The organism is Klebsiella sp. CN_Kp113 (assembly GCF_040064585.1).
Lineage (GTDB): Bacteria > Pseudomonadota > Gammaproteobacteria > Enterobacterales > Enterobacteriaceae > Klebsiella > Klebsiella michiganensis.
The window spans coordinates 71,733-94,468 of record NZ_JBEAID010000033.1; the positions used below are offsets into that span (position 1 = coordinate 71,733).

Annotated in this window: 21 protein-coding genes and 1 tRNA gene; 10 read left to right on the forward strand and 12 right to left on the reverse strand. The window is 56.2% G+C overall.

The genetic code is table 11. The features are described 5' to 3' along the window. Nucleotides 1–19 precede the first annotated feature (19 nt). Together ABLV30_RS21635 and ABLV30_RS21640 are read right to left on the reverse strand one after the other, a co-directional pair. Nucleotides 20–607 (reverse strand): common pilus major fimbrillin subunit EcpA, encoded by a 588-nt coding sequence (locus tag ABLV30_RS21635; protein ID WP_049082470.1) that lies wholly within the window; start codon nt 605–607, stop codon nt 20–22. A gap of 153 nt (nt 608–760) precedes the next feature. Continuing rightward, nucleotides 761–1,303, reverse strand: coding sequence for a helix-turn-helix transcriptional regulator (locus ABLV30_RS21640; protein WP_014228101.1), 543 nt, complete (start codon nt 1,301–1,303; stop codon nt 761–763). Nucleotides 1,304–2,230: 927 nt separating this feature from the next. Between ABLV30_RS21640 and phnC the strand changes: the two genes are divergently transcribed. From phnC to phnE (ABLV30_RS21660), 4 genes are all read left to right on the forward strand, one after another. Next, nucleotides 2,231–3,073, forward strand: coding sequence for a phosphonate ABC transporter ATP-binding protein (phnC, locus tag ABLV30_RS21645; protein WP_265800662.1), 843 nt, complete (start codon nt 2,231–2,233; stop codon nt 3,071–3,073). Between the two features lie 23 nt (nt 3,074–3,096). Next, nucleotides 3,097–4,038: a phosphonate ABC transporter substrate-binding protein gene (phnD, locus tag ABLV30_RS21650; protein WP_009654530.1), complete on the forward strand. Its 942-nt coding sequence runs from the start codon at nt 3,097–3,099 to the stop codon at nt 4,036–4,038. A 68-nt stretch (nt 4,039–4,106) separates the two neighbouring features. After that, nucleotides 4,107–4,979 (forward strand): phosphonate ABC transporter, permease protein PhnE, encoded by an 873-nt coding sequence (gene phnE / locus ABLV30_RS21655; protein WP_134899161.1) that lies wholly within the window; start codon nt 4,107–4,109, stop codon nt 4,977–4,979. Next, a complete protein-coding gene (phnE, locus tag ABLV30_RS21660; RefSeq protein WP_032748154.1) occupies nt 4,976–5,857 on the forward strand; it encodes a phosphonate ABC transporter, permease protein PhnE in 882 nt (293 codons plus the stop codon). Before phnE (ABLV30_RS21655) ends, phnE (ABLV30_RS21660) begins: the two co-directional genes overlap by 4 nt. 98 nt (nt 5,858–5,955) lie before the next feature. On the opposite strand, the gene ABLV30_RS21665 is transcribed toward phnE (ABLV30_RS21660), so the two are convergent. Together ABLV30_RS21665 and ABLV30_RS21670 are read right to left on the reverse strand one after the other, a co-directional pair. Beyond that, on the reverse strand, nt 5,956–6,618 hold the full coding sequence (locus tag ABLV30_RS21665; protein WP_163586122.1) for an HAD family hydrolase: 663 nt from the start codon (nt 6,616–6,618) through the stop codon (nt 5,956–5,958). A gap of 110 nt (nt 6,619–6,728) precedes the next feature. Then, the gene (locus ABLV30_RS21670) at nt 6,729–7,538 is read right to left on the reverse strand and encodes a sulfite exporter TauE/SafE family protein (RefSeq protein WP_025107221.1); all 810 of its coding nucleotides are present in this window, start codon (nt 7,536–7,538) and stop codon (nt 6,729–6,731) included. 100 nt (nt 7,539–7,638) lie between these two features. Here ABLV30_RS21670 and ABLV30_RS21675 point away from each other — a divergent pair, with 100 nt between their 5' ends. Then, the gene (locus ABLV30_RS21675) at nt 7,639–8,436 is read left to right on the forward strand and encodes a helix-turn-helix transcriptional regulator (RefSeq protein ID WP_025107222.1); all 798 of its coding nucleotides are present in this window, start codon (nt 7,639–7,641) and stop codon (nt 8,434–8,436) included. A gap of 7 nt (nt 8,437–8,443) precedes the next feature. Here the strand turns inward: ABLV30_RS21675 and ABLV30_RS21680 are convergent, their stop codons facing one another. From ABLV30_RS21680 to ABLV30_RS21690, 3 genes are read right to left on the reverse strand one after another with little or no spacing between them, the layout of a single operon-like run. After that, entirely contained in the window at nt 8,444–10,231 is a 1,788-nt protein-coding gene (locus ABLV30_RS21680) for an aryl-sulfate sulfotransferase (protein ID WP_163586121.1), read from the reverse strand. Nucleotides 10,232–10,254: 23 nt separating this feature from the next. Beyond that, nucleotides 10,255–10,998, reverse strand: coding sequence for an ABC transporter ATP-binding protein (locus ABLV30_RS21685; protein WP_032718975.1), 744 nt, complete (start codon nt 10,996–10,998; stop codon nt 10,255–10,257). Further along, the gene (locus tag ABLV30_RS21690) at nt 10,995–12,563 is read right to left on the reverse strand and encodes an ABC transporter permease (protein WP_064358633.1); all 1,569 of its coding nucleotides are present in this window, start codon (nt 12,561–12,563) and stop codon (nt 10,995–10,997) included. The genes ABLV30_RS21685 and ABLV30_RS21690 overlap by 4 nt, the downstream gene beginning before the upstream one ends. Nucleotides 12,564–12,785: 222 nt before the next feature. On the opposite strand from ABLV30_RS21690, the gene ABLV30_RS21695 reads away from it, so the two are divergent. Next, entirely contained in the window at nt 12,786–13,853 is a 1,068-nt protein-coding gene (locus ABLV30_RS21695) for an ABC transporter substrate-binding protein (RefSeq protein ID WP_265800669.1), read from the forward strand. On the opposite strand, the gene ABLV30_RS21700 is transcribed toward ABLV30_RS21695, so the two are convergent. Next, entirely contained in the window at nt 13,850–14,794 is a 945-nt protein-coding gene (locus ABLV30_RS21700) for a LysR family transcriptional regulator (RefSeq protein WP_048261336.1), read from the reverse strand. The genes ABLV30_RS21695 and ABLV30_RS21700 overlap by 4 nt on opposite strands. Nucleotides 14,795–15,124: 330 nt before the next feature. Here ABLV30_RS21700 and ABLV30_RS21705 point away from each other — a divergent pair, with 330 nt between their 5' ends. After that, complete coding sequence (locus ABLV30_RS21705; RefSeq protein WP_025107227.1) at nt 15,125–15,688, forward strand: NlpC/P60 family protein; 564 nt, start codon at nt 15,125–15,127, stop codon at nt 15,686–15,688. A 61-nt stretch (nt 15,689–15,749) separates the two neighbouring features. Here the strand turns inward: ABLV30_RS21705 and phoE are convergent, their stop codons facing one another. Next, entirely contained in the window at nt 15,750–16,802 is a 1,053-nt protein-coding gene (gene phoE / locus ABLV30_RS21710) for a phosphoporin PhoE (protein WP_004129421.1), read from the reverse strand. Between the two features lie 290 nt (nt 16,803–17,092). Between phoE and proB the strand changes: the two genes are divergently transcribed. The 3 genes from proB to ABLV30_RS21725 all read left to right on the forward strand — a co-directional run bounded on the left by proB (nt 17,093) and on the right by ABLV30_RS21725 (nt 19,645). Further along, nucleotides 17,093–18,196: a glutamate 5-kinase gene (gene proB, locus ABLV30_RS21715; RefSeq protein WP_265800672.1), complete on the forward strand. Its 1,104-nt coding sequence runs from the start codon at nt 17,093–17,095 to the stop codon at nt 18,194–18,196. Nucleotides 18,197–18,206: 10 nt separating this feature from the next. Continuing rightward, on the forward strand, nt 18,207–19,460 hold the full coding sequence (gene proA, locus ABLV30_RS21720) for a glutamate-5-semialdehyde dehydrogenase (RefSeq protein WP_014228088.1): 1,254 nt from the start codon (nt 18,207–18,209) through the stop codon (nt 19,458–19,460). Nucleotides 19,461–19,572: 112 nt separating this feature from the next. Next, nucleotides 19,573–19,645, forward strand: a tRNA-Thr gene (locus ABLV30_RS21725). Between the two features lie 981 nt (nt 19,646–20,626). Here the strand turns inward: ABLV30_RS21725 and ABLV30_RS21730 are convergent. The 3 genes from ABLV30_RS21730 to ABLV30_RS21740 all read right to left on the reverse strand — a co-directional run bounded on the left by ABLV30_RS21730 (nt 20,627) and on the right by ABLV30_RS21740 (nt 22,491). Beyond that, on the reverse strand, nt 20,627–21,070 hold the full coding sequence (locus ABLV30_RS21730) for a hypothetical protein (protein ID WP_348865659.1): 444 nt from the start codon (nt 21,068–21,070) through the stop codon (nt 20,627–20,629). Nucleotides 21,071–21,150: 80 nt separating this feature from the next. Next, the gene (locus ABLV30_RS21735; RefSeq protein ID WP_348865660.1) at nt 21,151–21,417 is read right to left on the reverse strand and encodes a hypothetical protein; all 267 of its coding nucleotides are present in this window, start codon (nt 21,415–21,417) and stop codon (nt 21,151–21,153) included. A 516-nt stretch (nt 21,418–21,933) separates the two neighbouring features. After that, nucleotides 21,934–22,491 (reverse strand): tyrosine-type recombinase/integrase, encoded by a 558-nt coding sequence (locus ABLV30_RS21740; protein WP_348865661.1) that lies wholly within the window; start codon nt 22,489–22,491, stop codon nt 21,934–21,936. Nucleotides 22,492–22,736: the final 245 nt, after the last annotated feature.

The following is a 22,736-nucleotide window of genomic DNA, read 5'->3' on the forward strand; positions in this document are numbered from 1 at the left end:
GCCTGGTGCTACGAGAGGATCAGCTGGTCCAGGTCGCGTCGAACTGTACGCTGACGTCACCGCTCCAGATACCTTCCGGCAGGGAGCTGTAGTCAGTAACAGCAGCTGTGCCATCGGTGGTGCCGCTGATGATGGAGAACGTGAAGCCGTCCTGAGCGGTAGTACGACCCGCGACGTTATAGCCGTTAGACAGCGCGCTGAGGTTGCCGCCCAGGATGCCCGCCGCGGTGTCGATCATGGTGGTGTCAGCCGTTTTTTCGACCGCAGCGCCGTTGTAGTCAACGCCCACGCTCAGGGTGGAACCAGAGGTATCCAGCTGAGTCAGGGTGTTGGTGATCAGACGAGAGGTCAGTTTGAATGCGGTCGCGGTGGCGTCGCCTTCGATAGCCACATCAAACAGGCCTTTCTGTGAGTTAAAGCCTTTAATCCCTTCGGCATACTGGAAAGCCAGGCTGCCCAGCGGAGTCACCACCAGCTTGCTGGTAGTGTCTTTTTTGGCGGTTGCGGACCAGGTAGCGACTGCCTGAGCAGTAACGTCAGCTGCCTGAGCGACACCCATACCGGCAAACGCGGTTACCAGAGCAATTGCAAGAACCTTTTTTTTCATAGCTTTTTCATCCTGAGTTTATTAAGGGACCTGATGTCCCACGTCTGTGTGCATTCCCGCCATAGTTCAGGCCGCATCATTATTATCTGCGACGCAAATTATTTTGGGTGTTACGACCTGGTGCACAATTTTAAAAACAACGTTTATTACTAATTACAGCGCTAACTTATATATCTTTGAATACAGTTTTGCCTCGGCATTTCGCCGATGGGTATAAACCGTTTTCACACTACAATTTTCAATCTTGGCAATAGATTTCGGGTGCATTCCCTGTGCCGTCATCCGAATTATTTGCATTTCCCTGTTGGTAATTTTGTCTTTCTTTATATCTTTACGTAGAAAACGGCCGTTGATAACGTATGCCAGCTCCTGACGAATATCCTTGGCTAAGTCCACATAGACCACGCCACGAATAGCACCATTGTAATACCAGTAGTTGGCCAGCGCTTCCGAGCGCCTCGCGGCAATTAATACAATTTGCTTGCCTTTCATTTCAGCCAGCCACTCGCTATCGCGGCGGATAAAATAATTCAGCGAACTGGCGCTAAGATTAATAAATACAAACTCCCGGCGTACCTTTTCAAGCGACAGGTAAATCAGGTCATCAATATCAATAATTAGCTCAGCGAGTCCTTTTAAAAAATAGCTGTCATGCGCTGGCCAGATGCACTGGTCCAAAGAATATTTATAATCCATATAAAGTTAAACCCCATAGTCCTGGAAATCTTGAACGTATCACAACACTGCTGATAGCCCAGGCCTGCAAAGTCTAAGTCAGCAAATTCCCTCTTTAATATATTCAATCAAAATTCAAAATAGTATTGCTAGAGATAAAGAGCACTAAATGACTTGCTTGTTTCTTGTGTTACCAAATTTAGGATTTTTCTCCATGTGTGTCAATAAGTGCGCAAAGGGCTAATTACCGACCAGGTCAATTTAAGTCAGAAGAATAAAAATAAGGATATTGAGTTAAACACAAAAATCATTGGTTTTCATACGGTTATTGGTGGGATATGCGTAGATTCTTAAGTGAATATTATATGTTCCAGGATCTTAGCCATTAGTTGTTAAGACTATTCTTAACCTCACTTTTATTTAAAAAAGCGAAAAAACCGAATAAATTCAAAAAATAAGAACATAAAACCAATAAACAACACAAAATCAGTGGTTAATTTCATTAATTAGCGTAAATAATGGAATTACACGCCGCACAAAAGGGATAGTCACCGACTAAAAATTTTCCGCCGCGAATCGTAATCCAGTACCTGAAGATTATCTACTCGGTTAAACCGACTCAGATATAAGAATTGCACGAGCGTCCAGAGTCGTCCCGTTGTACCCGCGGCGATAGCATTACCCGGCTAATGTCGCATAAAACGCGTCATCTTTATCAGATGAAATACGTATCATTATTAATCTCATGCGCTATCGCGTATTAAAGGTAGGCAGAGTATTCTCAGATGCCCGATTGCTGATGCAAAAGTGTGATCTATGACGAACTTTTTTTCCAACAAATAGGCCAGCTTTCGCATCCGTTCACTATTTGTTCGCCTTACTGTCATCCGGCAGTCATATAAAACACCATTAATAGTGCCCAGTTTACTGACGAACCTGGACGCATTTATGAACAGTTCCCTGGCTGCGGTGGCAGAAACCGATTATCAACCGTTTACGCCGCCCTTTATCGACAGGCAGCGTAAGGTCCTGAGCGTACGCAACCTGAGCAAATCCTACAGCGCGCAGCAAACCGTACTGGACGGCATCAGTTTCGATCTTCATGCGGGCGAGCTGGTTGGCGTCATTGGCCGCTCCGGCGCCGGAAAGTCAACGCTTCTGCACGTACTGAACGGTACCCACAGCTCCAGCGGCGGCGAGATCCTCAGCTATCCGGAAGTGGGTACGCCGCAGGACGTATCAAAGCTGTCGGGCCGCGCGCTAAACGCCTGGCGCAGCCAGTGCGGCATGATCTTTCAGGATTTCTGCCTGGTCCCGCGTCTCGACGTTTTGACCAACGTGCTGCTGGGTCGCCTGCGCCAGACCTCCACCCTGAAATCATTATTCAAAGTTTTCCCCGACGCGGACCGCGCCCGCGCCATCTCCCTGCTGGAATGGATGAATATGCTGCCGCATGCGCTACAGCGGGCGGAAAACCTCTCCGGCGGGCAGATGCAGCGCGTGGCGATTTGCCGGGCGCTGATGCAAAACCCGGGTATTTTGCTGGCCGATGAACCGGTCGCTTCTCTCGACCCGAAAAATACGCAGCGGATTATGAATGTCCTTCGCGAAATTAGCGAACAGGGTATCAGCGTGATGGTAAACCTGCATTCGGTGGAGCTGGTGCGTGAATATTGCACGCGGGTCATCGGTGTAGCCAAGGGCAAGATTATTTTTGACGATCATCCCACGCAGCTGAATCAGGATATTCTGCATCGGCTGTACGGCGATGAAATTAGCCAATTGCATTAAATTTCACTCACACGGGCAAAATAATGAAAAAGTACATCACTGGCGCAGTTCGTTTATCCGCAGCGGTTGCAGGCATTATGATGGCGTGGCAGGCAAGCGCTGCTGAACAGCCTAAGGAATTAAATCTTGGCATCCTTGGCGGTCAGAACGCAACCCAACAAATTGGTGATAACCAGTGCGTTAAACAGTTTCTTGATAAGGAGCTGAAGGTCGATACAAAATTACGTAACTCTTCCGACTATTCCGGCGTGATTCAGGGATTGCTGGGCGGAAAAGTTGACGTGGTCTTAAGTATGTCGCCGTCATCATACGCTTCCGTTTATATTAACAATCCTAAAGCCGTCGATATTGTCGGGATTGCCGTAGATGATAAAGATCAGTCCCGCGGCTATCACTCGGTGGTGATTGTCAAAGCCGACAGTCCATATAAAAAGTTAGAAGATCTGAAAGGCAAAGCGTTTGGCTTCGCCGATCCGGACTCCACTTCCGGCTTTTTAATTCCCAACCACGCCTTTAAACAGCAGTTCGGCGGCACGTCGGATAATAAATATAATAACTTCTTCTCCAGCGTGACCTTCTCCGGCGGCCACGAGCAGGATATTCTGGGCGTGCTGAACGGTCAGTTTGCCGGCGCGGTGACCTGGACCTCGATGGTGGGTGATTATAATAGCGGCTACAGCGTCGGCGCCTTCAACCGACTGATTCGCATGGATCACCCGGATTTGATGAAGCAAATCCGCATTATATGGCAATCGCCGCTGATCCCGAACGGCCCAATCCTGGTCAGCAATTCCCTGCCTGCTGACTTTAAGGCCAAAGTCGTCACCGCGATTAAAAAGCTGGATACCGACGATCACGCCTGCTTTATCAAAGCGATGGGCGGTACGCAGCATATCGGCCCGGGCAGCGTAGCCGATTTCCAGCAGATCATTGATATGAAACGCGAACTGGTTACCGCGCGTTAATCCCGCCCTGACGCCGTCGCCCGGCCAGTCTCGCGGGCGGCGGCGACTCGTTGAAGACACAGCGACGCATGAATAATACCCATACCGAATTCGAACGCTATTACCAGCAGGTCCGCTCGCGGCAAAAGCGCGACACCTTTAGCTGGTCCCTGCTGCTGCTGGCGCTCTATTTTGCCGCCGGCAGTATGGCCGAGTTTAATCTCTTTACTATCTGGCACGCGCTGCCCAATTTTCTCGATTACATGTTTGAGACGCTGCCGACGCTGCACGTCGCCGACCTGTTTGCCGATTCGCACACTAAAGGCTCTCTGGCTTACTGGGGCTATCGTCTGCCCATTCAGCTGCCGCTTATCTGGGAAACGCTGCAGCTGGCGCTGGCGTCCACGCTGGTGGCGGTGGCGATTGCCACCCTGCTGGCGTTCGTTGCGGCCAACAACGCATGGTCCCCTGCCCCGCTGCGTTTTGCCGTCCGCGTGCTGGTGGCTTTTCTGCGCACCATGCCGGAGCTGGCGTGGGCGGTGATCTTCGTGATGGCTTTTGGTATCGGGGCGATCCCCGGCTTTCTGGCATTAATGCTCCACACCATCGGCAGCCTGACCAAGCTGTTCTATGAAGCGGTAGAGAGCGCCCAGGATAAACCGGTACGCGGCCTGGCCGCCTGCGGCGCGTCGCATCTGCAGCGTATCCGCTTTGCCCTGTGGCCGCAGGTGAAACCCATCTTTCTCTCCTACGGCTTTATGCGCCTCGAAATTAACTTCCGCTCCTCAACGATCCTCGGGCTGGTGGGCGCGGGCGGCATCGGCCAGGAGCTGATGACCAATATCAAACTGGACCGGTACGATCAGGTCAGCATCACGCTGCTGTTGATTATTATCGTGGTATCGCTGCTGGATATGCTATCCGGCCGCCTGCGGCAGTGGGTTCTGGAGGGGAAAAAATGAGTCAGTGGCAAAATCAACCGGATATCGCCGCCAGCCGTCGCCAGCATCGGCATTTATACCAGGCCCAGGGGCGCTATCTGCGCTACGTCGGCCTGCTGACGCTGGCCAGCGCCCTCTACTATGTCTGGTTCTTTATGCAGTTCGGCATCAGCGGCGAGCAGCTCGCCACGGGGCTGCAGCAAATCAGCCGCTATCTGCTACGGATGTTCGTCTGGCACGACTTTTTCAACTGGCCGTTTCGCTATTACTTCACGCAAATCGCCATTACCCTGGCGATTGTTTTCGCCGGGACGCTTACCGCGACGGTCATCGCCCTGCTGCTCTCGTTTCTGGCGGCGCGGAATATTATGCGCGGCGTGATTCCGGGAACGATCGCCCTGCTGATGCGCCGGTTGTTCGACGTGCTGCGCGGTATCGATATGGCTATCTGGGGGCTGATTTTTGTCCGCGCCGTGGGGCTCGGGCCGCTGGCCGGGGTGCTGGCGATAATTATGCAGGATACCGGGCTGCTGGGCCGACTGTACGCAGAGGGACACGAGGCGGTTGACCGCTCGCCGGGACGCGGCCTGACGGCGGTGGGGGCGAACGGTTTGCAGAAGCACCGTTTCAGCATTTTTACCCAGTCTTTCCCGACGTTCCTGGCGCTGAGCCTGTATCAGATTGAATCGAATACCCGTTCCGCCGCGGTGCTCGGCTTTGTCGGCGCGGGAGGCATTGGCCTGATTTATGCGGAAAATATGCGTCTGTGGAACTGGGACGTAGTGATGTTTATTACCCTGCTGCTGGTGGCGGTGGTGATGGCGATGGATACGCTGTCCGCCTGGCTGCGCCGCCGCTATATCGGCGGCAGCGCGGTGCCGCTGTTTAAAGCTGATTAGTTTTTTCCCGGAGGCGGTGCTGCGCACCTGTCCGGGCTACCCAAACGGCACGAAAAGTAGCCCGGGTAAGGCGTTTACGCCGCGACCCGGGGGAAAAATCACAGCCGCCACGCCAGCACCGGCCACTGGTGCTGCGCGTTCGCCGCCGCCAGCTGCGGGCACGGATTGACCAGCCGTACGCGGTCGGCATGCAGGCACAGCGGCAGGTCGTTGATCGAGTCGGTGTAGAAGGTCACCTCCCCCGAGTATTCAGGATGCGCCTGTTGCCACTGCGCCAGGCGCACCACCTTCCCCTGCTGATAGCTCGGCGTACCGGCAATCACGCCGCTATAGCCGCCGTCGGCCATCTCAACGTCAATCCCCAGCGCCTGTTCGATACCCAGCTGCGCCGCCACCGCCTGCACCAGCAGGCTGACCGAGGCCGAGATCACCAGCATCTGCTCGCCTTTAGCCTGTAAAGTCCGAATCAGATCCCACGCCTGGGGATACACGCGCGGCATAATCTCGTCGCGCACGCAGCGCGCCAGCAGCGCGTCCACCTCCCGCTTTGCGACGCCAATCAGCGGCGCCTGAATCAGAGCCACATAATCGGCGATATTCATTTCGCCGCGGTCGTAGTCGTCCATCAGCATCGTTTCCCGCGCCAGGTAATCGGGATCGTTTACCCAGCCTTCGCGCACCATAAAGCGGCTCCACAGCGTACTGCTGTCGCCCTTAATTAACGTATTATCCAGATCGAAAATGGTCAGCGTTTTACCCATCGTTTATTTTCCTTTATCGGCCACGGCGTCTGGCGAGAGCATGCGCAAGAAAAATGACAGCAGAATGACCCGGGCTACTCTCGGATGGATGCGCAGCGCCGCGTCCCTCATTATCCCCACACGCTCATCACCAGCAGCACGGCAATCAGCAATAGCGGATAAATTCGCACATGCCAGCGGTCCGGTAAACGCGCCAGCCAGCGGGAGGCGATTTTTAACCCCAGCCAGCTTCCCGCCACCAGCTGCGCCGCCGCCGACAGCCAGATATTGCCGACAAACCCATTCGGTAACGCCACCGGCGACAGCCAGGCCATCAACAGCCAGGTTAGCGTCGCCGTTGCCGCCAGCGGCAGCGTCAATACATTGGCCATCCCCGCAGCTTCAGCCATCAGCACGCCGCGACGGCGCATCAGAGGGACGGTCATCACGCTTCCACCCACGCCGAGAAAAGAGGCGATCAGGCCAATGATCCCCCCTACCGTTAGCTCATGCGGCACCGTCGGTATCACCCGGCGGGATGGCGGGGTCATAAATCCGGCGCGAAGGTAGCAATCGGCAACAGTTGCCAGCAGGTAGATAACGAACAGCCAGCGGATCCACGCCCCGCTCGCCTCAAGCGCCAGCAGCGCGCCCGCCGTTCCGCCAACGGCAATGCCGATGAGCATGGCCCATAAGCGGCGCCAGCGGAGGGTACCGGTACGCGCGTGTCGCCAGCTCGCCAGCAGCGCGGAGCAAAGCATGACCAGCGCCGAGGTGGCGACGGCGATGTGCATCGCCTGTTGCCCGACGACGCTTTGCGCGCCCCACGCGCCGGTCACCAGGAAATAGAGCAGCGGGACGGTAACGAAACCGCCGCCGAAGCCAAAGAGCCAGGTGGTCACGCCCGATAGTATGCCGCACAGAAAAAGCCAGTCGCTCATTCGCACTCCTCCACAAAAGGAGGTAACGATATAGAATAACGCCGTGGCCGGCTTACGCTTTAAAGCCAATCTATTACGAATTTCAGCCAGGGCTATCTTCATGCGCAACGTTGCGATTAATGACGTCGACCATCTTCCTCGCCGGGTGCTGGCGCTGGGCAGCGACTATCCGCCCAACACGCTTCTGGAGCGACATAGCCACCGCCGGGCGCAGTTTCTGTACGCCATGCACGGATTAATGAAGGTCGAAACGGACGACGGCCAGTGGCTGGTGCCGCCGTTCAGCGGGGTCTGGATCCCGGCGACGAAACCGCATCGCGTCTGGATGCCCGGCGTCAGCACCCACAGCCTGTATATTGACGCGCGGGACGCCCCGCGGGAAAGCGAACGCTGCGAAGTCTTACAGGTTTCTCCGCTGACCCATCAGCTGCTGCTGGCCGCCTGTCAGCTACCGCTGCTGTATGACGAGAGCGGGCGCGATGCCGCCCTGATTGCGCTGCTGCTCCATGAACTGCGCGCCGCCGCGCCGCTGCCGATGTTTACGCCGCTTCCGCAGAACAGCCACCTCGCGGCGCTATGCGGCGATTTTCAGCGCCAGCCGAGCATCCGCAGTACGCCGCAGCAGTGGGCGCAAAAACTGAGTAAAAGCGTACGCACGTTTAATCGTCTGTTTCGCCGGGAGACCGGGATGGCGTTTTGCGACTGGCGCCAGCAGGCATGCCTGATGTACGCCATGACGGCGCTGCGTGAGGGGCGTTCGGTTACCGAAGTCGCGCTCAGTCTGGGCTATGAGTATCCGGCCGCCTTTACCGCGATGTTCCGCAAAGCGATGGGCTATTCGCCGATGGCGTTTATCCGCCAGATAAACGGCGGACCGGCACACGCCAGCCCGCCGTAGTCGCGGATTACCCGGCTGCGCGATGCAGCCAGTCGAGCAGCGCGTCCACCGAGAGCTGAGCAGGCGCGCGGGATGCTGGCTGCCCCGGTTTAATCAGCAGCAGCGTCGGCAGGCCGCGCACGCCGAGGTCGCTCGCCAGATCCTGATGCCGGTCGGCATCCAGATAGCGCGTATCCAGCTGAGCAAGCCGCGGGCTGAGCTTTTCATGCGCCAGCAGCTGCCAGAGCTTGCGGCAGTGCACGCAGCGTTCCGCGCCGACGAACAGCAGCACGGGCCGTTCGCTCTCCAGCTCGCCCGCCGCGCTTATCGGCGTGAACGCGCTTTCCGCGACGCGGAACAGCTTCGGACTGCGGCGCAGGGTATCGTTATCGGTCGCCACGCACAGCGCATCAGCGCTTTTACTGTACGGCTGTACGCCCGCCACCCGCACCACGCTCTGCGCCGGACCGGCCGCCGCCGCGCCGGGCTGGCGCAGAGTACGCACGTCCACCGCCGCAATCGGCGTCTCCTGCGGCTGCGCCAGCTGCGGGATCCAGCCGTAGGGAATGCGGTAGGCGCGATAGACCATATTGTTGTTCAGGGTCTTGCCCCAGAACGGCGAAATATATTCCCAGACAATTTCGTGGTCGCGGGTCACTTCGAAAATGCGCCCGTTCGATCCTTCGTTAATCAGGGTATTGCCGTTTTCCAGGCGCTGCATATTGCTGATGTAGGGACTGTAAAAGCGGTACGAATCGGTTGGCTGCGGCAGATCCGCTTCATAGGGCGAGTAGCGCCATTCGATATCGAGGGTCAGCGGGTTGATCTCCAGGATCCGTGAATAATCGCGCCAGGCGTTTTTCACCCCGTCCGCCGACGCCGGATTCGGCGCGCCGTATCCGGCCCAGCCGCCGTTATCGAAAATCAGGATATTACCCGCGCCCGGCAGCCCCTGCGGGATCATATGCGCATGGTGCTGGCCGATGATCCAGCCGATATGTTTCAGCTCCGGTTTGCTGTAGTCCGGGCCCAGCTGCCAGACGATCTTGCCGCTCTGTTTGTCGATAATGGCAATAATGTTGGATTCGCGGGCGTCCCAGATAATGTTGTCGGGATGAAAACGCGTATCGCCGGCGTCGTACCACTTATTCGGCCCCAGCGCCGACATCGAGTTGATATGCATCCAGTCGCCCATTCCGCCGCCGCTGGCGCGCATATTCGGATTGTTGTAGAGCGCGGTGCGCGCCGCATCGTCGAAGCCCAGCTCGTGAAAATGGTCGCTGCAGCGCCACTCCCACACCACGTTACCCTGCCAGTCGACTTCAATGATGGTGTCGTCCAGCAGCAGCTTGTCGGAGATCGCTTCATTCACCAGATTGGTGTGGGCGAGGATCAGGGTATTGCCGCCATCCACCTGCGGCTCCAGCCCCGGTGCGTAATAGCCCACCGGGTTGCCCGCCCGCTGATAGTCATGATGCGCGCGCGCCATCCAGCGCGTGGCGTTGCCGGGATCGCTCACCTGCTCGTAGCGGTCGAATTTCCAGGTGACGTTGCCTTCCCAGTCCACCTGGATCAGATCGAGCATATCCTGCATGCCGTAGCGCGGGTCGCGCTCGCCGCTGTGGCCAAGGATTGCGCCGCCGGGCAGGATTTTATTGGGAAACCCGTGCAGTTCAGGCCATTCGCGCACCACGTGGCCGTTCATGTCCACCAGCACCGCGCCGTGTTCGGTGGCCTGGAAAAGGGTATAGCCGCTCCAGGCGCGCTGCGGATCGTAGAGGGTGGCGCCGGTCGGGTAGACGGAAGGATGTCCCATATGTTGCTCCTTAAATAATAGAATCAGGCAGAAGTAATCAGGTTGCGAATCTGGCGGCAGGCTGCGATAAACGCGGCATCATCGCGCTGGCGCGGATGGGGCAGCGCCAGGCTTACCACTTCCCGTATCCGCCCCGGACGCGGCGAAAGCACGACGACGCGATCGGCCAGGGCGACGGCTTCTTCCACATCGTGCGTCACCAGCAGCGTGGTGGTTCCCGCGCGCTGGTGGATCTGTAAAAGTTCCTGCTGCAGGGTGTGGCGCGTCAGGGCATCCAGCGCGCCGAAAGGCTCGTCGAGCATCAGGATCTGCGGACGGGCCACCAGGCCGCGGGCAATGGCCACCCGCTGGGCCATGCCGCCGGAGAGCTGCGCGGGCAGCGCGTTGACGAATTCGCTGAGCTGCACGCGCTCCAGCATTTCCAGCGCCCGCTGGCGCTTCGCCGCCCGGCTGAGCTTTTCATCCGCCAGGCCGAGCATCACGTTGTCGAGCACGTTAAGCCAGGGAAACAGGCGCGGCTCCTGAAACACAATGCCGCGCTCTTTGCCCACGCCGGTGACCGGCTCGCCATTAATGCAAATATCGCCCTGGGTCGCTGATTCAAGGCCTACCAGCATCCGCAGCAGCGTCGATTTACCGCAGCCGCTGCTGCCCACCAGCGCCACCAGTTCACCGGCGGCGATATCCAGGCTGAAATTCTGTAGCGCCGTCACCTGTTGCCAGGATTTACGCACGTGGCGAAAAGAGACCAGGGTTGAAGAGGTCATAGCTGCTCCTGTTGACGCCAGCGGGTGGCGCGCATTTCCAGTAAACGTCCGGCTTTATCCAGCGCCGCGCCGGTGATACCGACCAGCACCATGCCGCAGAGAATGGTGGGCATATCCAGCAGCTGCTGGGCATTGATCATCAGGCTGCCGATGCCGACGCCGGAGGACATGAAATATTCCGCGCCGATATTGCCAAGCCAGGCGTAAATCAGCGCCAGCCGCAGACCGGCGAAGATCCCCGGCGCCGCGCCGGGAAGAATAACCCTGCGCAGGCGCGCTAACTCGCCCAGGCGCAGTACCCTGGCGACTTCGTCGAGCTGCGGGTTACGCTGAAGCACGGCCTGCAGGGTGCTGAAGAACATCGGAAAGAACGACGCCAGCGCGATAAACACGATTTTGCCGCCGTTATCGTTGCCCACCCATGCGGTCAGCAGCGGCAGCCAGGCAAACAGGGCGATATGGCGCAGCACGTTGAGCGTGGGCGTGAAGATTTGCCCGGCGCGCGGGCGCAGCGCCAGCAGCAGTCCGCAGAGCAGGCCCCCCGCAATCCCCAGCGCGCCGCCGACAAAGGCTCGCCCGAGGCTTGCGAGCATCGCCGCGGTCAGCTCCCCACTCAGGGCGCCCTGAATAAAACGCGTCGCCACCGCCAGCGGCGAAGAGAACAGCGCGCCATCGATCCAGCCCCACGAGCTTGCCAGCTGCCACAGCGCCAGCAGGACCAGCGGCAGCTGCAGCGCCCGCCAGCTGGCCTGCGGTTTCCACGCCAGGCGTCCGGCGGCAGGCTGCGGCCAGAACACCAGACGAGCACAGGCGCGGTTCGCCGCCCACTCCATCAGCATGCCGCTCAGGCCAACCACCGCAATGGTGACGAAGACGATATCCAGCTGAAACAGCTGGCGACCCCAGACCATCAGGTAGCCAATGCCTTCCGAAGAAGCCAGCAGTTCGACGACGATAAGCGACACCCAGGCCTGGGACAGCGCCAGACGCAGGCCGGTAAACCAGCCCGGCAGGCTTGCGGGGATCACCAGCCAGCGCAGCCGCTGCCAGCGGGAAAAGTTCATCACCTTTGCGGCTTCGCTCAGGGCCTGCGGCACGCCGGCCACCGCCTGCTGCGTGTTAATGGTCATCGGCACTACGGTGGTTTTGATGATAACCGCCAGCTTGAGGCCGTTATCAATCCCGAACAGCACCATAAACAGCGGGATCCAGCCGAGCGTCGGGATTTGCGCCAGCGCGTAGAACAGCGGTTCAACCCGCTGCGCGGCGGCCGGCACCAGGCCGAACAGCGCGCCGAGCAGCGTCCCAGCAATGGCGCCCAGCAGCAGGCCAAGCGCCAGATGCTGAAGGCTGAATCCCCATTGCGCCAGCAGATCCCCGCTCAGCAGCGATAGCGCGGTATCGGCAACCACCGACGGCGCGGGCAAAATTTGCTCCGGCATCCATCGTTCGCGGGCGGCGATGACCCACAGCAGCAGCAGTAACGCAGGCAGCAGCCACGGCCAGCCGTTAAGCCTGAAGCCCGGCCTGCCTGGGGCATCGGTTCTTAAGATCATCTGCGACATATCGGTCCACTTTTCGGCAAGTTATGCCGCTATCAAAACGTGACTTCTCCTTCGCCGCCATTGCGTAAGGCGAATAATCCCGATGCATCGAATGCATTTCAGCCTGCCGGGCGCGCGGCGTTTGATTTAGCTTTTTTTCACCCAAGCTTGGCGAATAAAAGCATTTAACACGCAGCCCGTTGGCTCTTTAGGGTGAGAAAAAACTCAGGAGAGCAACACGTTATGATGAAAGCATTTTTTAGCCGCACCGTGCTGGCGCTGGTGGCGGTTATCGGCCTGGCGGCCAGCGCGCAGGCCGAAGCGCTGCGTACCATTCGCATCGGCGTACCGGACCAGAGCGCGGGCAGTAAACCCTTTATTGAGGGGCCGGTCGGCATGGCGTTTATCCGCCATCAGCTGGAAGAGGTGTTTAAGCCGCAGGGCGTGGAAGTGCAGTGGCAGTTTTTCAAAGGCGCGGGCCCGGCGGTAAATGAAGCCTTAGCCAACCGCCAGCTGGATTTTGTCTACCTCGGCGATCTGGCGGCGATCATCGGTAAAGCCAACGGGCTGCCGACGCGCCTGCTGCTGGGCAGCCGCGGCTCGGAATCCTGGCTCGCGGTAACCAAAGCCTCGGGGATTAAAACGCTGGCCGATCTGAAAGGCAAACGGGTCGCGGTATATCGCGGCACGGCGGACCAGCTGGCCTTTGACCGGGCGCTGCAAACCGTCGGCCTCAATGAGCGCAGTTTGCAGACGATCAACCTTGACTGGAACGCCGGCAAAGCGGCGCTGGCGGCCGGTCGCGTCGATGCGGTGTGGGGCGGCGTTTCGCTGCTGGCGCTGCGCGGCGATAAGATTGATGTGGTCGTCAAAAGCGGTGACTCCGGCCGCCAGAACACCACTCAGGCCGGGTTCCTCGGCACGCAGACGTTTATAGACGCCTGGCCGCAGGCGACCCAGCAGATCGTTAACGTGTTGGTGAAGAACGCCGCGGAAATCAGCGACCCGGCCAATCGCGACGCCTGGTCCGCCGAGATGGCGCAGCAGAGCCAGATCCCGCAGGCGCTGTTTCTCGAAGAGCTGCAGCCGCAGGATCTGAACTTTACCACCTCGCCGCGTATCGATCCGTTCCTGACCGACAGCTTTAGCAATAGCGTCGAACAGGCTAAATCCGGGCGGCTAATCCGCAGCGCTTTTGACGTCAGCCAGTGGGTAGACGGCCAGTTTGTCGAGCAGGCGCTGAAAGCCCAGGGGCTGGAAAACCGCTGGCCGCAGTACGATGCCAAAGGCCAGGCGAAAAACGCCGGTTAACCCCTCTCCTCCTGCGCCAGCAGCTGAAGCTGATGCTGACGATCGGTATGAAGGATAATCTCAATCAGCTTCTCCACCAGCGGCGGCTGGGCCGCGTGAACCGGAGAGATAATGGCAAACCGGGTCTGCATCAGCCGCCACTCCTCAGGCAGATCGCTGAGCTCCAGCTTAACCAGACGATGGCTGTGCTGGCATAGCGCGAAGCCGTCCTCGCTGGCGAAGCTAATCGCGTTGGTCTGCGCGAGGGTGGCAAGTAGCGCGTAGATATGATCGCACTGAATCGCCGGGGTAAAGTCCTGCTGCTGGCTGAGGGTCGCCAGCACCTTGCGCACGCCCGGCGGCAGATAGGGGGCGGCAAAGGGGTAGCGCAGCATCGCCTGGATAGAGACCGGCCCCTGTTTGGCCAGCGGATGATCGGCATGGCAGACGAAAAAGCAGCGCTGCGGGCTGAGCGGCTGCACGCGCAGCTGCGGGTCGAGCTCGGCCTGCCAGCTGTCGGCGACCACAAAAGGGTAGAGCTGAGAGGTCAGCGCCTGATGCAGCGCCAGCCAGTTATCAATCTGAAAGCGCACCCTCGCCTGCGGCAAAAGGCGATGAAACTCGCCGACGGCGGCCGGAATCAGCCTTGCGGCAGGGGCCGGGCCGCAGCCAAAAGCGACCTCGCCGTTTTGCGCATCGTCCGCTTCGCGCAGCTGGCTGCTGAGCTCCACGTTCAGCTCCTGAAAGCGGCGGGCGTAGGGCAGCAGCTTTTGCCCGTGCAGGGTGAGCGTCGGTAGCTTGCTCTGGCGATCGAATAACGGATGACCGACGCTCTGCTCCAGCGCCTGAATGCTGCGGCTGAACGCCGACTGCGACAGGCACACCGCCTCCGCCGCGCGATTAAAACTGCCGTATTCAACTAACGCGACAAAGTTGCGCAGTTGGCGAAAATCCAGATGCATTAGCCCGCCCCACTCTCTCTTTTAGTCTACAAAAGTACTGGAGGGCAGCCTGGCGGCGCAATGGCGGGATGATGAGGATCTTTCACCTTGCGCTGAAACGGAACAGACGCGCGACACGCGGATATTTGTGAAATATTGTTTCACAGAGAAAAAATTTATTAATGGAAGATGAGACGGTCCCGGCGAAAATAAAGGCCGCCGATGTTCACCGCGTATCCAACCTATATTATTTACGTAAGGTTTCGTAAATTTTGCTTTTGGTCATTCTGAGGCCGTAGCGAATCGGCTATAAAATATCACGGCCCGTTTTCAGTGACGAAAAACAATGATATGAAGCCCAGACTCTCTCACGCGCTATTATTTGTTCCTTTTTTGCTTTTGGCAGGATGTTCATCCTCATCGAAACCGCATAAAACCGCCGCCCAGAGTAGCCACGCGACCATCGACGGAGGTTCTGACGATCTGATCCCGGTGATCGCCGCGCTGCACGATCAGATGCATACCTGGGAGGGAACGCCCTACGAATGGGGCGGGACGGAGCAAAGCGGGGTCGACTGCTCCGGGTTTGTCTGGCGTACGCTCAAAGATCGCTTCAACCTGCCGATGGAGCGCATCACCACCCGCGAACTGCTGCATATGGGAGAACGCGTGAGCCCGCGGCAGCTGCGGCCGGGAGATTTGGTTTTCTTCCGTATTAAAGGCGGCATGCACGTCGGCTTCTATGATACCGACCGTAATTTCCTTCATGCCTCCACCAGCCAGGGCGTGATGCGCTCTTCGCTGGATAATCCGTACTGGCAATCGGTATTTTATCAGGCGCGCCGCCTGCCGAAGGAATATAACGCGCAGATCACGATGAATAACGATAATCTGCATCTGGCGAAAAACCGTTAATCAGCAAGAATAAAGCCGCCCTGTCACCACGGCGGCTTTATTGTTTTTTACCGGCGACGGCTTAGAACTGGTAGGTCATACCGACAGCGACGATATCGTCATCGTTGATCCCGAGCTTATTATCGCTCTTCAGCTGGTTGATTTTGTAATCCACAAAGGCGTTCATGTTTTTGTTGAAGTAATAGGTCACGCCAACGTCAATGTAGTTGACCAGGTCTTCGCTCCCCACGCCCTCAATATCCTTGCCTTTTGACAGCACGTAGCCCAGGGACGGACGCAGGCCGAAATCGAACTGGTACTGCGCCACGGCTTCAAAGTTCTGCGCTTTATTGGCAAAACCGCCGCTGATTGGCGTCATTTTGCGGGTTTCGGAGTACATGGTCGCCAGGTAGATATTATTGGCGTCATATTTCAGGCCGGTCGCCCAGGCTTCCGCTTTTTTACCCGTGCCGCGGGCCAGCAGGTTCTGATCGTTCGTGCGATCGGAGCTGGTGTAGGCCGCGCTGACGGCGAAGTCGCTGCCGCCGAAGTCGTAGCTTAAGGCGGTACCGAAGCCGTCGCCGTTCTGTTTCTTGGCTTCACGGCCTTCGTTTTTACCCTGATATTGCAGGGTCAGATCCAGGCCATCCACCACGCCGAAGAAGTCGGTATTGCGGTAGGTTGCCAGGCCGCTGGCGCGTTTGGTCATAAAGTTATCGGTCTGCGCGGAAGAGTCGCCGCCGAATTCCGGGAACATATCGGTCCAGGCTTCGACGTCGTACAGCGCGCCGAGGTTACGACCATAGTCAAATGAACCGTAGTTTTTGACTTTCACGCCGGCGAACGCCAGACGCGTTTTCTGCGAAGAGTCGCTTTCAGTTTTGTTGCCGGAGAACTCCGATTCCCAGCGGCCGTAGCCGGTCAGATCGTCGTTAATCTGCGTTTCGCCTTTGATGCCGAAACGAACGTAGGTCTGGTCGCCATCTTTGCTGTCATAGTCGCTCATATAGTGCATCGCTTTGACTTTGCCGTAGACGTCCAGTTTATTGCCGTTTTTATTATAAACTTCTGCCGCCTGCGTAGCCGAAGAAGCAATAAGACCCATCATCATTAATGCCAGTGAGCTCTTTTTCATTATTCAGTCCTGGTGATTTATTTATACGCGCTAATCAATTCCGGGCGGAAGCCCCGTCAAAAACTGCAGGTTTTTTAACGCTCTAATATTAAAAATTTATGACAATATGGAACTTTTTCTAAAAAAGGGTATTAAATTATTTCCGTCATGAATATGTCACACTTCCCCGCCAGAATGCCCGATCCGCGCAATGAAGTGGTTCGTCCACCACGCCAGGTGTTGGCAAGCGGGCTGACTCCTGTTACAACATCAACTCGATATCGAAACTCCTTTTTGAACGGCAGAGAATCATGAGTGATAGCCAGACGCTGGTGGTAAAACTGGGCACCAGTGTTTTAACGGGCGGATCCCGCCGCCTGAACCGCGCCCATATCGTTGAATTAGTGCGCCAGTGCGCGCAGCTGCACGCGATGGGTCATCGAATTGTGATAGTCACCTCCGGGGCGATCGCCGCCGGACGTGAGCACCTCGGCTACCCGGAACTGCCCGCGACCATTGCGTCGAAACAGCTGCTGGCGGCGGTCGGCCAGAGCCGTCTTATCCAGCTGTGGGAACAGCTGTTTTCTATTTATGGTATTCACGTCGGCCAGATGCTGCTGACCCGCGCCGATATGGAAGACCGCGAGCGTTTTCTCAACGCCCGCGATACCCTGCGCGCGCTGCTGGATAACAATATCGTGCCGGTCATTAATGAAAATGACGCCGTGGCGACCGCTGAAATTAAAGTCGGCGATAACGATAATCTTTCGGCGCTGGCGGCAATCCTCGCCGGCGCCGATAAACTGCTGCTGCTGACCGATCAGCAGGGCCTGTTTACCGCCGACCCGCGCAACAACCCGCAGGCCGAGCTGATTAAAGACGTTTACGGCATCGATGACGCCCTGCGCGCCGTCGCGGGCGATAGCGTGTCCGGTTTAGGTACCGGCGGTATGGGCACCAAGCTGCAGGCCGCCGACGTCGCCTGCCGCGCGGGCATCGATACCATCATCGCCGCCGGTAGCCGTCCGGGGGTGATTGGCGACGTGATGGAGCGAATCTCCGTCGGGACCCGCTTCCACGCCCAGGAGTCGCCGCTGGAAAACCGTAAGCGCTGGATTTTCGGCGCGCCGCCGGCGGGCGAAATTACCGTGGACGCCGGCGCGACCCAGGCAATTCTCGAACGCGGCAGCTCCCTGCTGCCGAAAGGGATTAAAACCATCACCGGCAACTTCTCGCGCGGCGAAGTGATCCGCATTCGCAGCCTTGAAGGCCGCGATATCGCCCACGGCGTCAGCCGCTATAACAGCGATGCGCTGCGCCGCATCGCCGGGCAGCACTCGCAGCAGATCGATGCCATTCTGGGCTATGAATACGGCCCGGTCGCCGTCCACCGTGACGACATGATTATCCGTTAAGGAGCTGAAAATGCTGGAACAAATGGGCATTGCTGCCAAAGCGGCCTCGTACAAACTCGCGCAGCTTTCCAGCCGCGAAAAGAACCGGGTGCTGGAAAAGATTGCCGACTATCTTGAAGCGCAGACCGACGCGATCCTGCGGGCTAACGCTGAGGATCTGGCGGAAGCGCGCGCCAACGGTTTGAGCGAAGCGCTGCTTGACCGCCTGGCGCTCAACCCGGCGCGCCTGAGCGGGATTGCTAACGATGTTCGTCAGGTCTGCAGCCTGGCGGACCCGGTCGGTCAGGTGATCGACGGCGGCCTGCTGGACAGCGGCCTGCGCATTGAGCGTCGCCGCGTGCCGCTGGGCGTGGTGGGCGTAATTTATGAAGCCCGTCCGAACGTGACCGTCGACGTCGCCTCTTTGTGCCTGAAAACCGGCAACGCGGCGATTCTGCGCGGCGGTAAAGAGACCTGGCGCACCAACGCCGCCACGGTGAAAGTGATTCAGCAGGCGCTGCAGGAGTGCGGCTTACCGGCGGCCACCGTGCAGGCGATTGAGAGCCCGGATCGCGCGCTGGTCGGCGAGATGCTCAAGATGGATAAGTATATCGATATGCTGATCCCGCGCGGCGGCGCAGGTTTGCATAAGCTGTGCCGCGAGCAGTCGACGATCCCGGTGATCACCGGCGGTATCGGCGTCTGCCATATTTATATCGACCACTCCGCCGACGTGGCCGAAGCGCTGAAGGTTATCGTTAACGCCAAAGTGCAGCGCCCGAGCGCCTGTAACTCGGTCGAAACGCTGCTGGTGCATCAGGATATCGCCGAACGCTTCCTGCCCGCGCTGAGCAAGCAGATGGCGGAAAGCGGCGTCAGCCTGCACGCCGATGCGGCCTCCCTGCCCGCGCTGCAAAACGGCCCGGCCAGCGTAGAGCCGGTGAAAGCGGAGCAGTATGACAATGAGTATCTGTCGCTGGATCTGAACGTGAAGGTGGTGGCCGATCAGGATGAAGCGGTAGCGCATATTCGCGAGCACGGCACCCAGCATTCCGACGCCATCCTGACGCGCACCCTGGGCAACGCGAACCGCTTTATCAACGAGGTGGATTCCTCGGCGGTGTACGTCAACGCCTCTACCCGCTTTACCGACGGCGGCCAGTTTGGCCTCGGCGCGGAAGTGGCGGTCAGCACCCAGAAGCTGCACGCGCGTGGCCCGATGGGCCTGGAAGCCCTGACGACCTATAAGTGGATTGGTTTCGGCGACGATACCATTCGTGCTTAATGCTAATTGGGTGATGCAAAAGTAGCCGTTTGATTCGCAAGGGCATTGACGCATCACCCACTTAGTTTTAACCTTCTATCCCGTGCTTACGCTCGTCAGCACGTCTTGCAGGGCCGATATAGCTCAGTTGGTAGAGCAGCGCATTCGTAATGCGAAGGTCGTAGGTTCGACTCCTATTATCGGCACTCACACAACAAAATCCATTAAAAACAACCACTTAAAGAGTGTTTCTTTCTCAAGTTACGATCTTCTTTTAAGGGATTCTATGACCAACAGTTGCCGCTATGGTTAACAGTGGCTATTCAGGGATGTTAGCACGTAGCGGCCTGTAGTTGTAAAGCTCGAACAGGTACAAAGCGTGAACAGTCTACACGAACCGCTATCAACTCGAAGCTAATGACGCTGCCAACGTCTCTAAACCATCCCGAAACAGATTGATCACACGCATTTAAGCCCGATGCCCCTCACTGAGGGATAAACAGGTTTATGGTGATATTGGTACTTGCAAACCAGATGCAAGCTCTATCAGCGTTTCAGCCACGCTCCTAACGGTACACGGTTATCCTGATAAGTGTGATCACTCTGACAATCTGATGACGTCGCTACGCTCCGCTTGTTTCTGTATCACCAACGGGGCTTTATGGCTGCTATTGTTTAAACTTAAGAACATACTAGTCGGAGAAAAAAAGATGAGCGTTACGTATAAAATCACTTACGAACACAGAGACGGTAACGAAACCAGATCGGAAGAAGTGTTACTTCAATCTGACAACGAACCAACACAAGATGAAATATACGATGCAGTAAGAAGAGATACTGCAAGACTTAGCTCCCCAAAACCAGGGACAACGGCGGTAGCTGGATTCTCTGTTATTGCTGTAGTGCCAGTTCCTTAACAAGCAAGGGGGCATTACGCCCCCTCGTATCATTCCTATGCATCACGTAGCCATATCATGAACAAATCAGCGGCAACAATCGCAAAATCCATGCTCGTAAGTTTCTGGTAACACCAGAGGGCAAAGTCTGGTTAGAACGGAAGAAGGCAGAAGAGGCTGAGTTGAAAATACTCCTGGAGGCTAGGAGATTTATATAGTTTTCCAATTGATACTTGGGGTCATTTAACGATATCTTTAAAAGGCTGGGGACCTCCCCCAGCCTGAATAAAACTATACATCGTAATAGTGGGTACCATTCTCTATCCGGGGCTGCATTATATAACCCTGCCCTTCAAAAGTAATCGTACCATGACCACTCCTTTCTCCACCAATCATACCGCGCACAACTAATGTGCCTTGATTATTAAGAGAGCCAAGTAAATGGCCAGTAGGTTCAACGATTATCGTTGCATTACGATGCACATGAGATGAGCCTTGGAGGCCACCTTCAACGATCACTAATGCTCCGCTTTCAACGCTTATTGACCCCTGATGTGTACCGATAATTATAACCTTACTTCCTGTGGAAACATGTAAGGAGCCTTGCAGCATACCAGCAATAGTTAGTTCACCATTTACCACGTTTACAGCACCTTGATACAATCCATGTATTATTTCATTCCCACTGACTTCTTTTTGAGGACGATTATGTCCTTGAATAACAGTATGATTCATATGGCACCTTTCAAATAGCAAGGAATGTTAATAACCATGAAATGAAGGAGAATCTCCCCTTCGTTTCAGAGTTATTTCTTTTACATCGCAATGAGGTATGAATCACGCACACCGTTACGGTAACCTTCAGCAAATGCGGCTTGAGGACTTTTATGACGAACAGTTCCCGCCTGACTATCAGGAAGAGCCGCCAAATCAACCCAGGGCTGCCCTGTACGAGCCAGGCCTGCTCGATACCCCTGATCGTAAGCGCATCCACAACATTTGTGGCGGCCCTCGCCACCTTGATCGTGAGGTAAGCTGATGAAAAGCGTGTTGTAACGGTGTGACTGTTTACAAATGGTCATGCAATGCTCCTTATGAGCGTTTATTTTAGGGTTTACATGATCCTCTTTGCCTGGCACAATCAAGCCGTCAGAAATGAAGGCAAGGCACAGATTCATACGAGTTTGGCGACTCCTATTGGTCATGCAATGCAAGCCGGGTTTGTGAAAATGAACCCGGTTTTTTTATGCCTGCAATTTAGGCAATGGTACTACATGTAGTGGCATCAACATGACTACCTACTACATAAGCAATATTCTATTAAGGAATCTCTTGAGTACAAGGGTTGATTTTAACGTTAAATTGAGGTTTCAGAAGGTTAATAATCATCCAACCCGCGCCGCATAAGGCCTGGAGAAGATGTCAATAAATCAGAAAAAAAAATGAAAATTTGATCGAGTGCTGATTTCTTCATCGGTAGAACTAATTAAGCGGGTGATGCCGCGCAATCATCATAAGCGCAGGGGCTGACCTCAGTCCTGTTTTGCGGAGACATGCAACATATAGTTAACAATTATCTTGCGTTATCTGTGAGGAACTTAGATCACCATCTGATAGGTGAGATTAACCTCATCCTGCGTGATATCTAAGTAGGTCATAGTAACCGCCGGGCTGCTGTGGTTTAGCATCCGTGAGATGACTTCGACAGGCGTTCCAGCCTTCAATAGCGCTCTTGCGCGAGTTTTTCTTGCTGAATGGGTAGCGACACTAATCCCCGGCTCTACAATCCCCTGTGATGCCTCCTTTATGGCTTGAGCTACAAATACACGTGATACTGGTTTAGGCTCCTGCCCTTTCACGCGATTGGATTTTGACTGGAATACAAAAACATCCTCTGGATTCAGTTTCCGGCGACGCTTGAGCACCTTTAGCGCCTCAGTGTTCAGGACTAACTCGCGCTGTTTGCCCGTCTTCCCCTCCTTGAGCCTGAGAAATTTCCCTTGTACATCATCATACCTAACCGACAATAGGTCGCTGATACGCAATGCAAGTTGTAGGTTTAGCTTCCAGGCATCTGCTGCAACCTCGCTACGCTGACGCAATACAGCCTCGATTTGTTTAGCCTGTTCTGGCGATACTGCCGATGTCTTAGACATGATTACCACCCTCTAATCTAGATTACATAATGAAGATTATGATTGATCACTTTTAGATCATTTTCAAGTGGTTAGTTTAAAAGTTAGATTGCTTTTACTTTGGTTTTATTCTCCCCCCACTTTTAGCCCTGCCCACCTAGAAACGGGGGACGGGGTTACCCTCTAACTGGCTAAAAATATCAGATGGATTTATAGGGAATTAAACGCTAATTAACACCTATTTAATTCGATTAAAATTGGTTGTT

Coding starts and splice junctions, on each gene's coding strand:
- ABLV30_RS21635 (WP_049082470.1), bottom strand. CDS start 607: ATGAAAAAAAAGGTTCTTGCAATTGCTCTGGTAACCGCGTTTGCCGGT.
- ABLV30_RS21640 (WP_014228101.1), bottom strand. CDS start 1,303: ATGGATTATAAATATTCTTTGGACCAGTGCATCTGGCCAGCGCATGAC.
- phnC (WP_265800662.1), top strand. CDS start 2,231: ATGAACAGTTCCCTGGCTGCGGTGGCAGAAACCGATTATCAACCGTTT.
- phnD (WP_009654530.1), top strand. CDS start 3,097: ATGAAAAAGTACATCACTGGCGCAGTTCGTTTATCCGCAGCGGTTGCA.
- phnE (WP_134899161.1), top strand. CDS start 4,107: ATGAATAATACCCATACCGAATTCGAACGCTATTACCAGCAGGTCCGC.
- phnE (WP_032748154.1), top strand. CDS start 4,976: ATGAGTCAGTGGCAAAATCAACCGGATATCGCCGCCAGCCGTCGCCAG.
- ABLV30_RS21665 (WP_163586122.1), bottom strand. CDS start 6,618: ATGGGTAAAACGCTGACCATTTTCGATCTGGATAATACGTTAATTAAG.
- ABLV30_RS21670 (WP_025107221.1), bottom strand. CDS start 7,538: ATGAGCGACTGGCTTTTTCTGTGCGGCATACTATCGGGCGTGACCACC.
- ABLV30_RS21675 (WP_025107222.1), top strand. CDS start 7,639: ATGCGCAACGTTGCGATTAATGACGTCGACCATCTTCCTCGCCGGGTG.
- ABLV30_RS21680 (WP_163586121.1), bottom strand. CDS start 10,231: ATGGGACATCCTTCCGTCTACCCGACCGGCGCCACCCTCTACGATCCG.
- ABLV30_RS21685 (WP_032718975.1), bottom strand. CDS start 10,998: ATGACCTCTTCAACCCTGGTCTCTTTTCGCCACGTGCGTAAATCCTGG.
- ABLV30_RS21690 (WP_064358633.1), bottom strand. CDS start 12,563: ATGTCGCAGATGATCTTAAGAACCGATGCCCCAGGCAGGCCGGGCTTC.
- ABLV30_RS21695 (WP_265800669.1), top strand. CDS start 12,786: ATGATGAAAGCATTTTTTAGCCGCACCGTGCTGGCGCTGGTGGCGGTT.
- ABLV30_RS21700 (WP_048261336.1), bottom strand. CDS start 14,794: ATGCATCTGGATTTTCGCCAACTGCGCAACTTTGTCGCGTTAGTTGAA.
- ABLV30_RS21705 (WP_025107227.1), top strand. CDS start 15,125: ATGAAGCCCAGACTCTCTCACGCGCTATTATTTGTTCCTTTTTTGCTT.
- phoE (WP_004129421.1), bottom strand. CDS start 16,802: ATGAAAAAGAGCTCACTGGCATTAATGATGATGGGTCTTATTGCTTCT.
- proB (WP_265800672.1), top strand. CDS start 17,093: ATGAGTGATAGCCAGACGCTGGTGGTAAAACTGGGCACCAGTGTTTTA.
- proA (WP_014228088.1), top strand. CDS start 18,207: ATGCTGGAACAAATGGGCATTGCTGCCAAAGCGGCCTCGTACAAACTC.
- ABLV30_RS21730 (WP_348865659.1), bottom strand. CDS start 21,070: ATGAATCATACTGTTATTCAAGGACATAATCGTCCTCAAAAAGAAGTC.
- ABLV30_RS21735 (WP_348865660.1), bottom strand. CDS start 21,417: ATGACCATTTGTAAACAGTCACACCGTTACAACACGCTTTTCATCAGC.
- ABLV30_RS21740 (WP_348865661.1), bottom strand. CDS start 22,491: ATGTCTAAGACATCGGCAGTATCGCCAGAACAGGCTAAACAAATCGAG.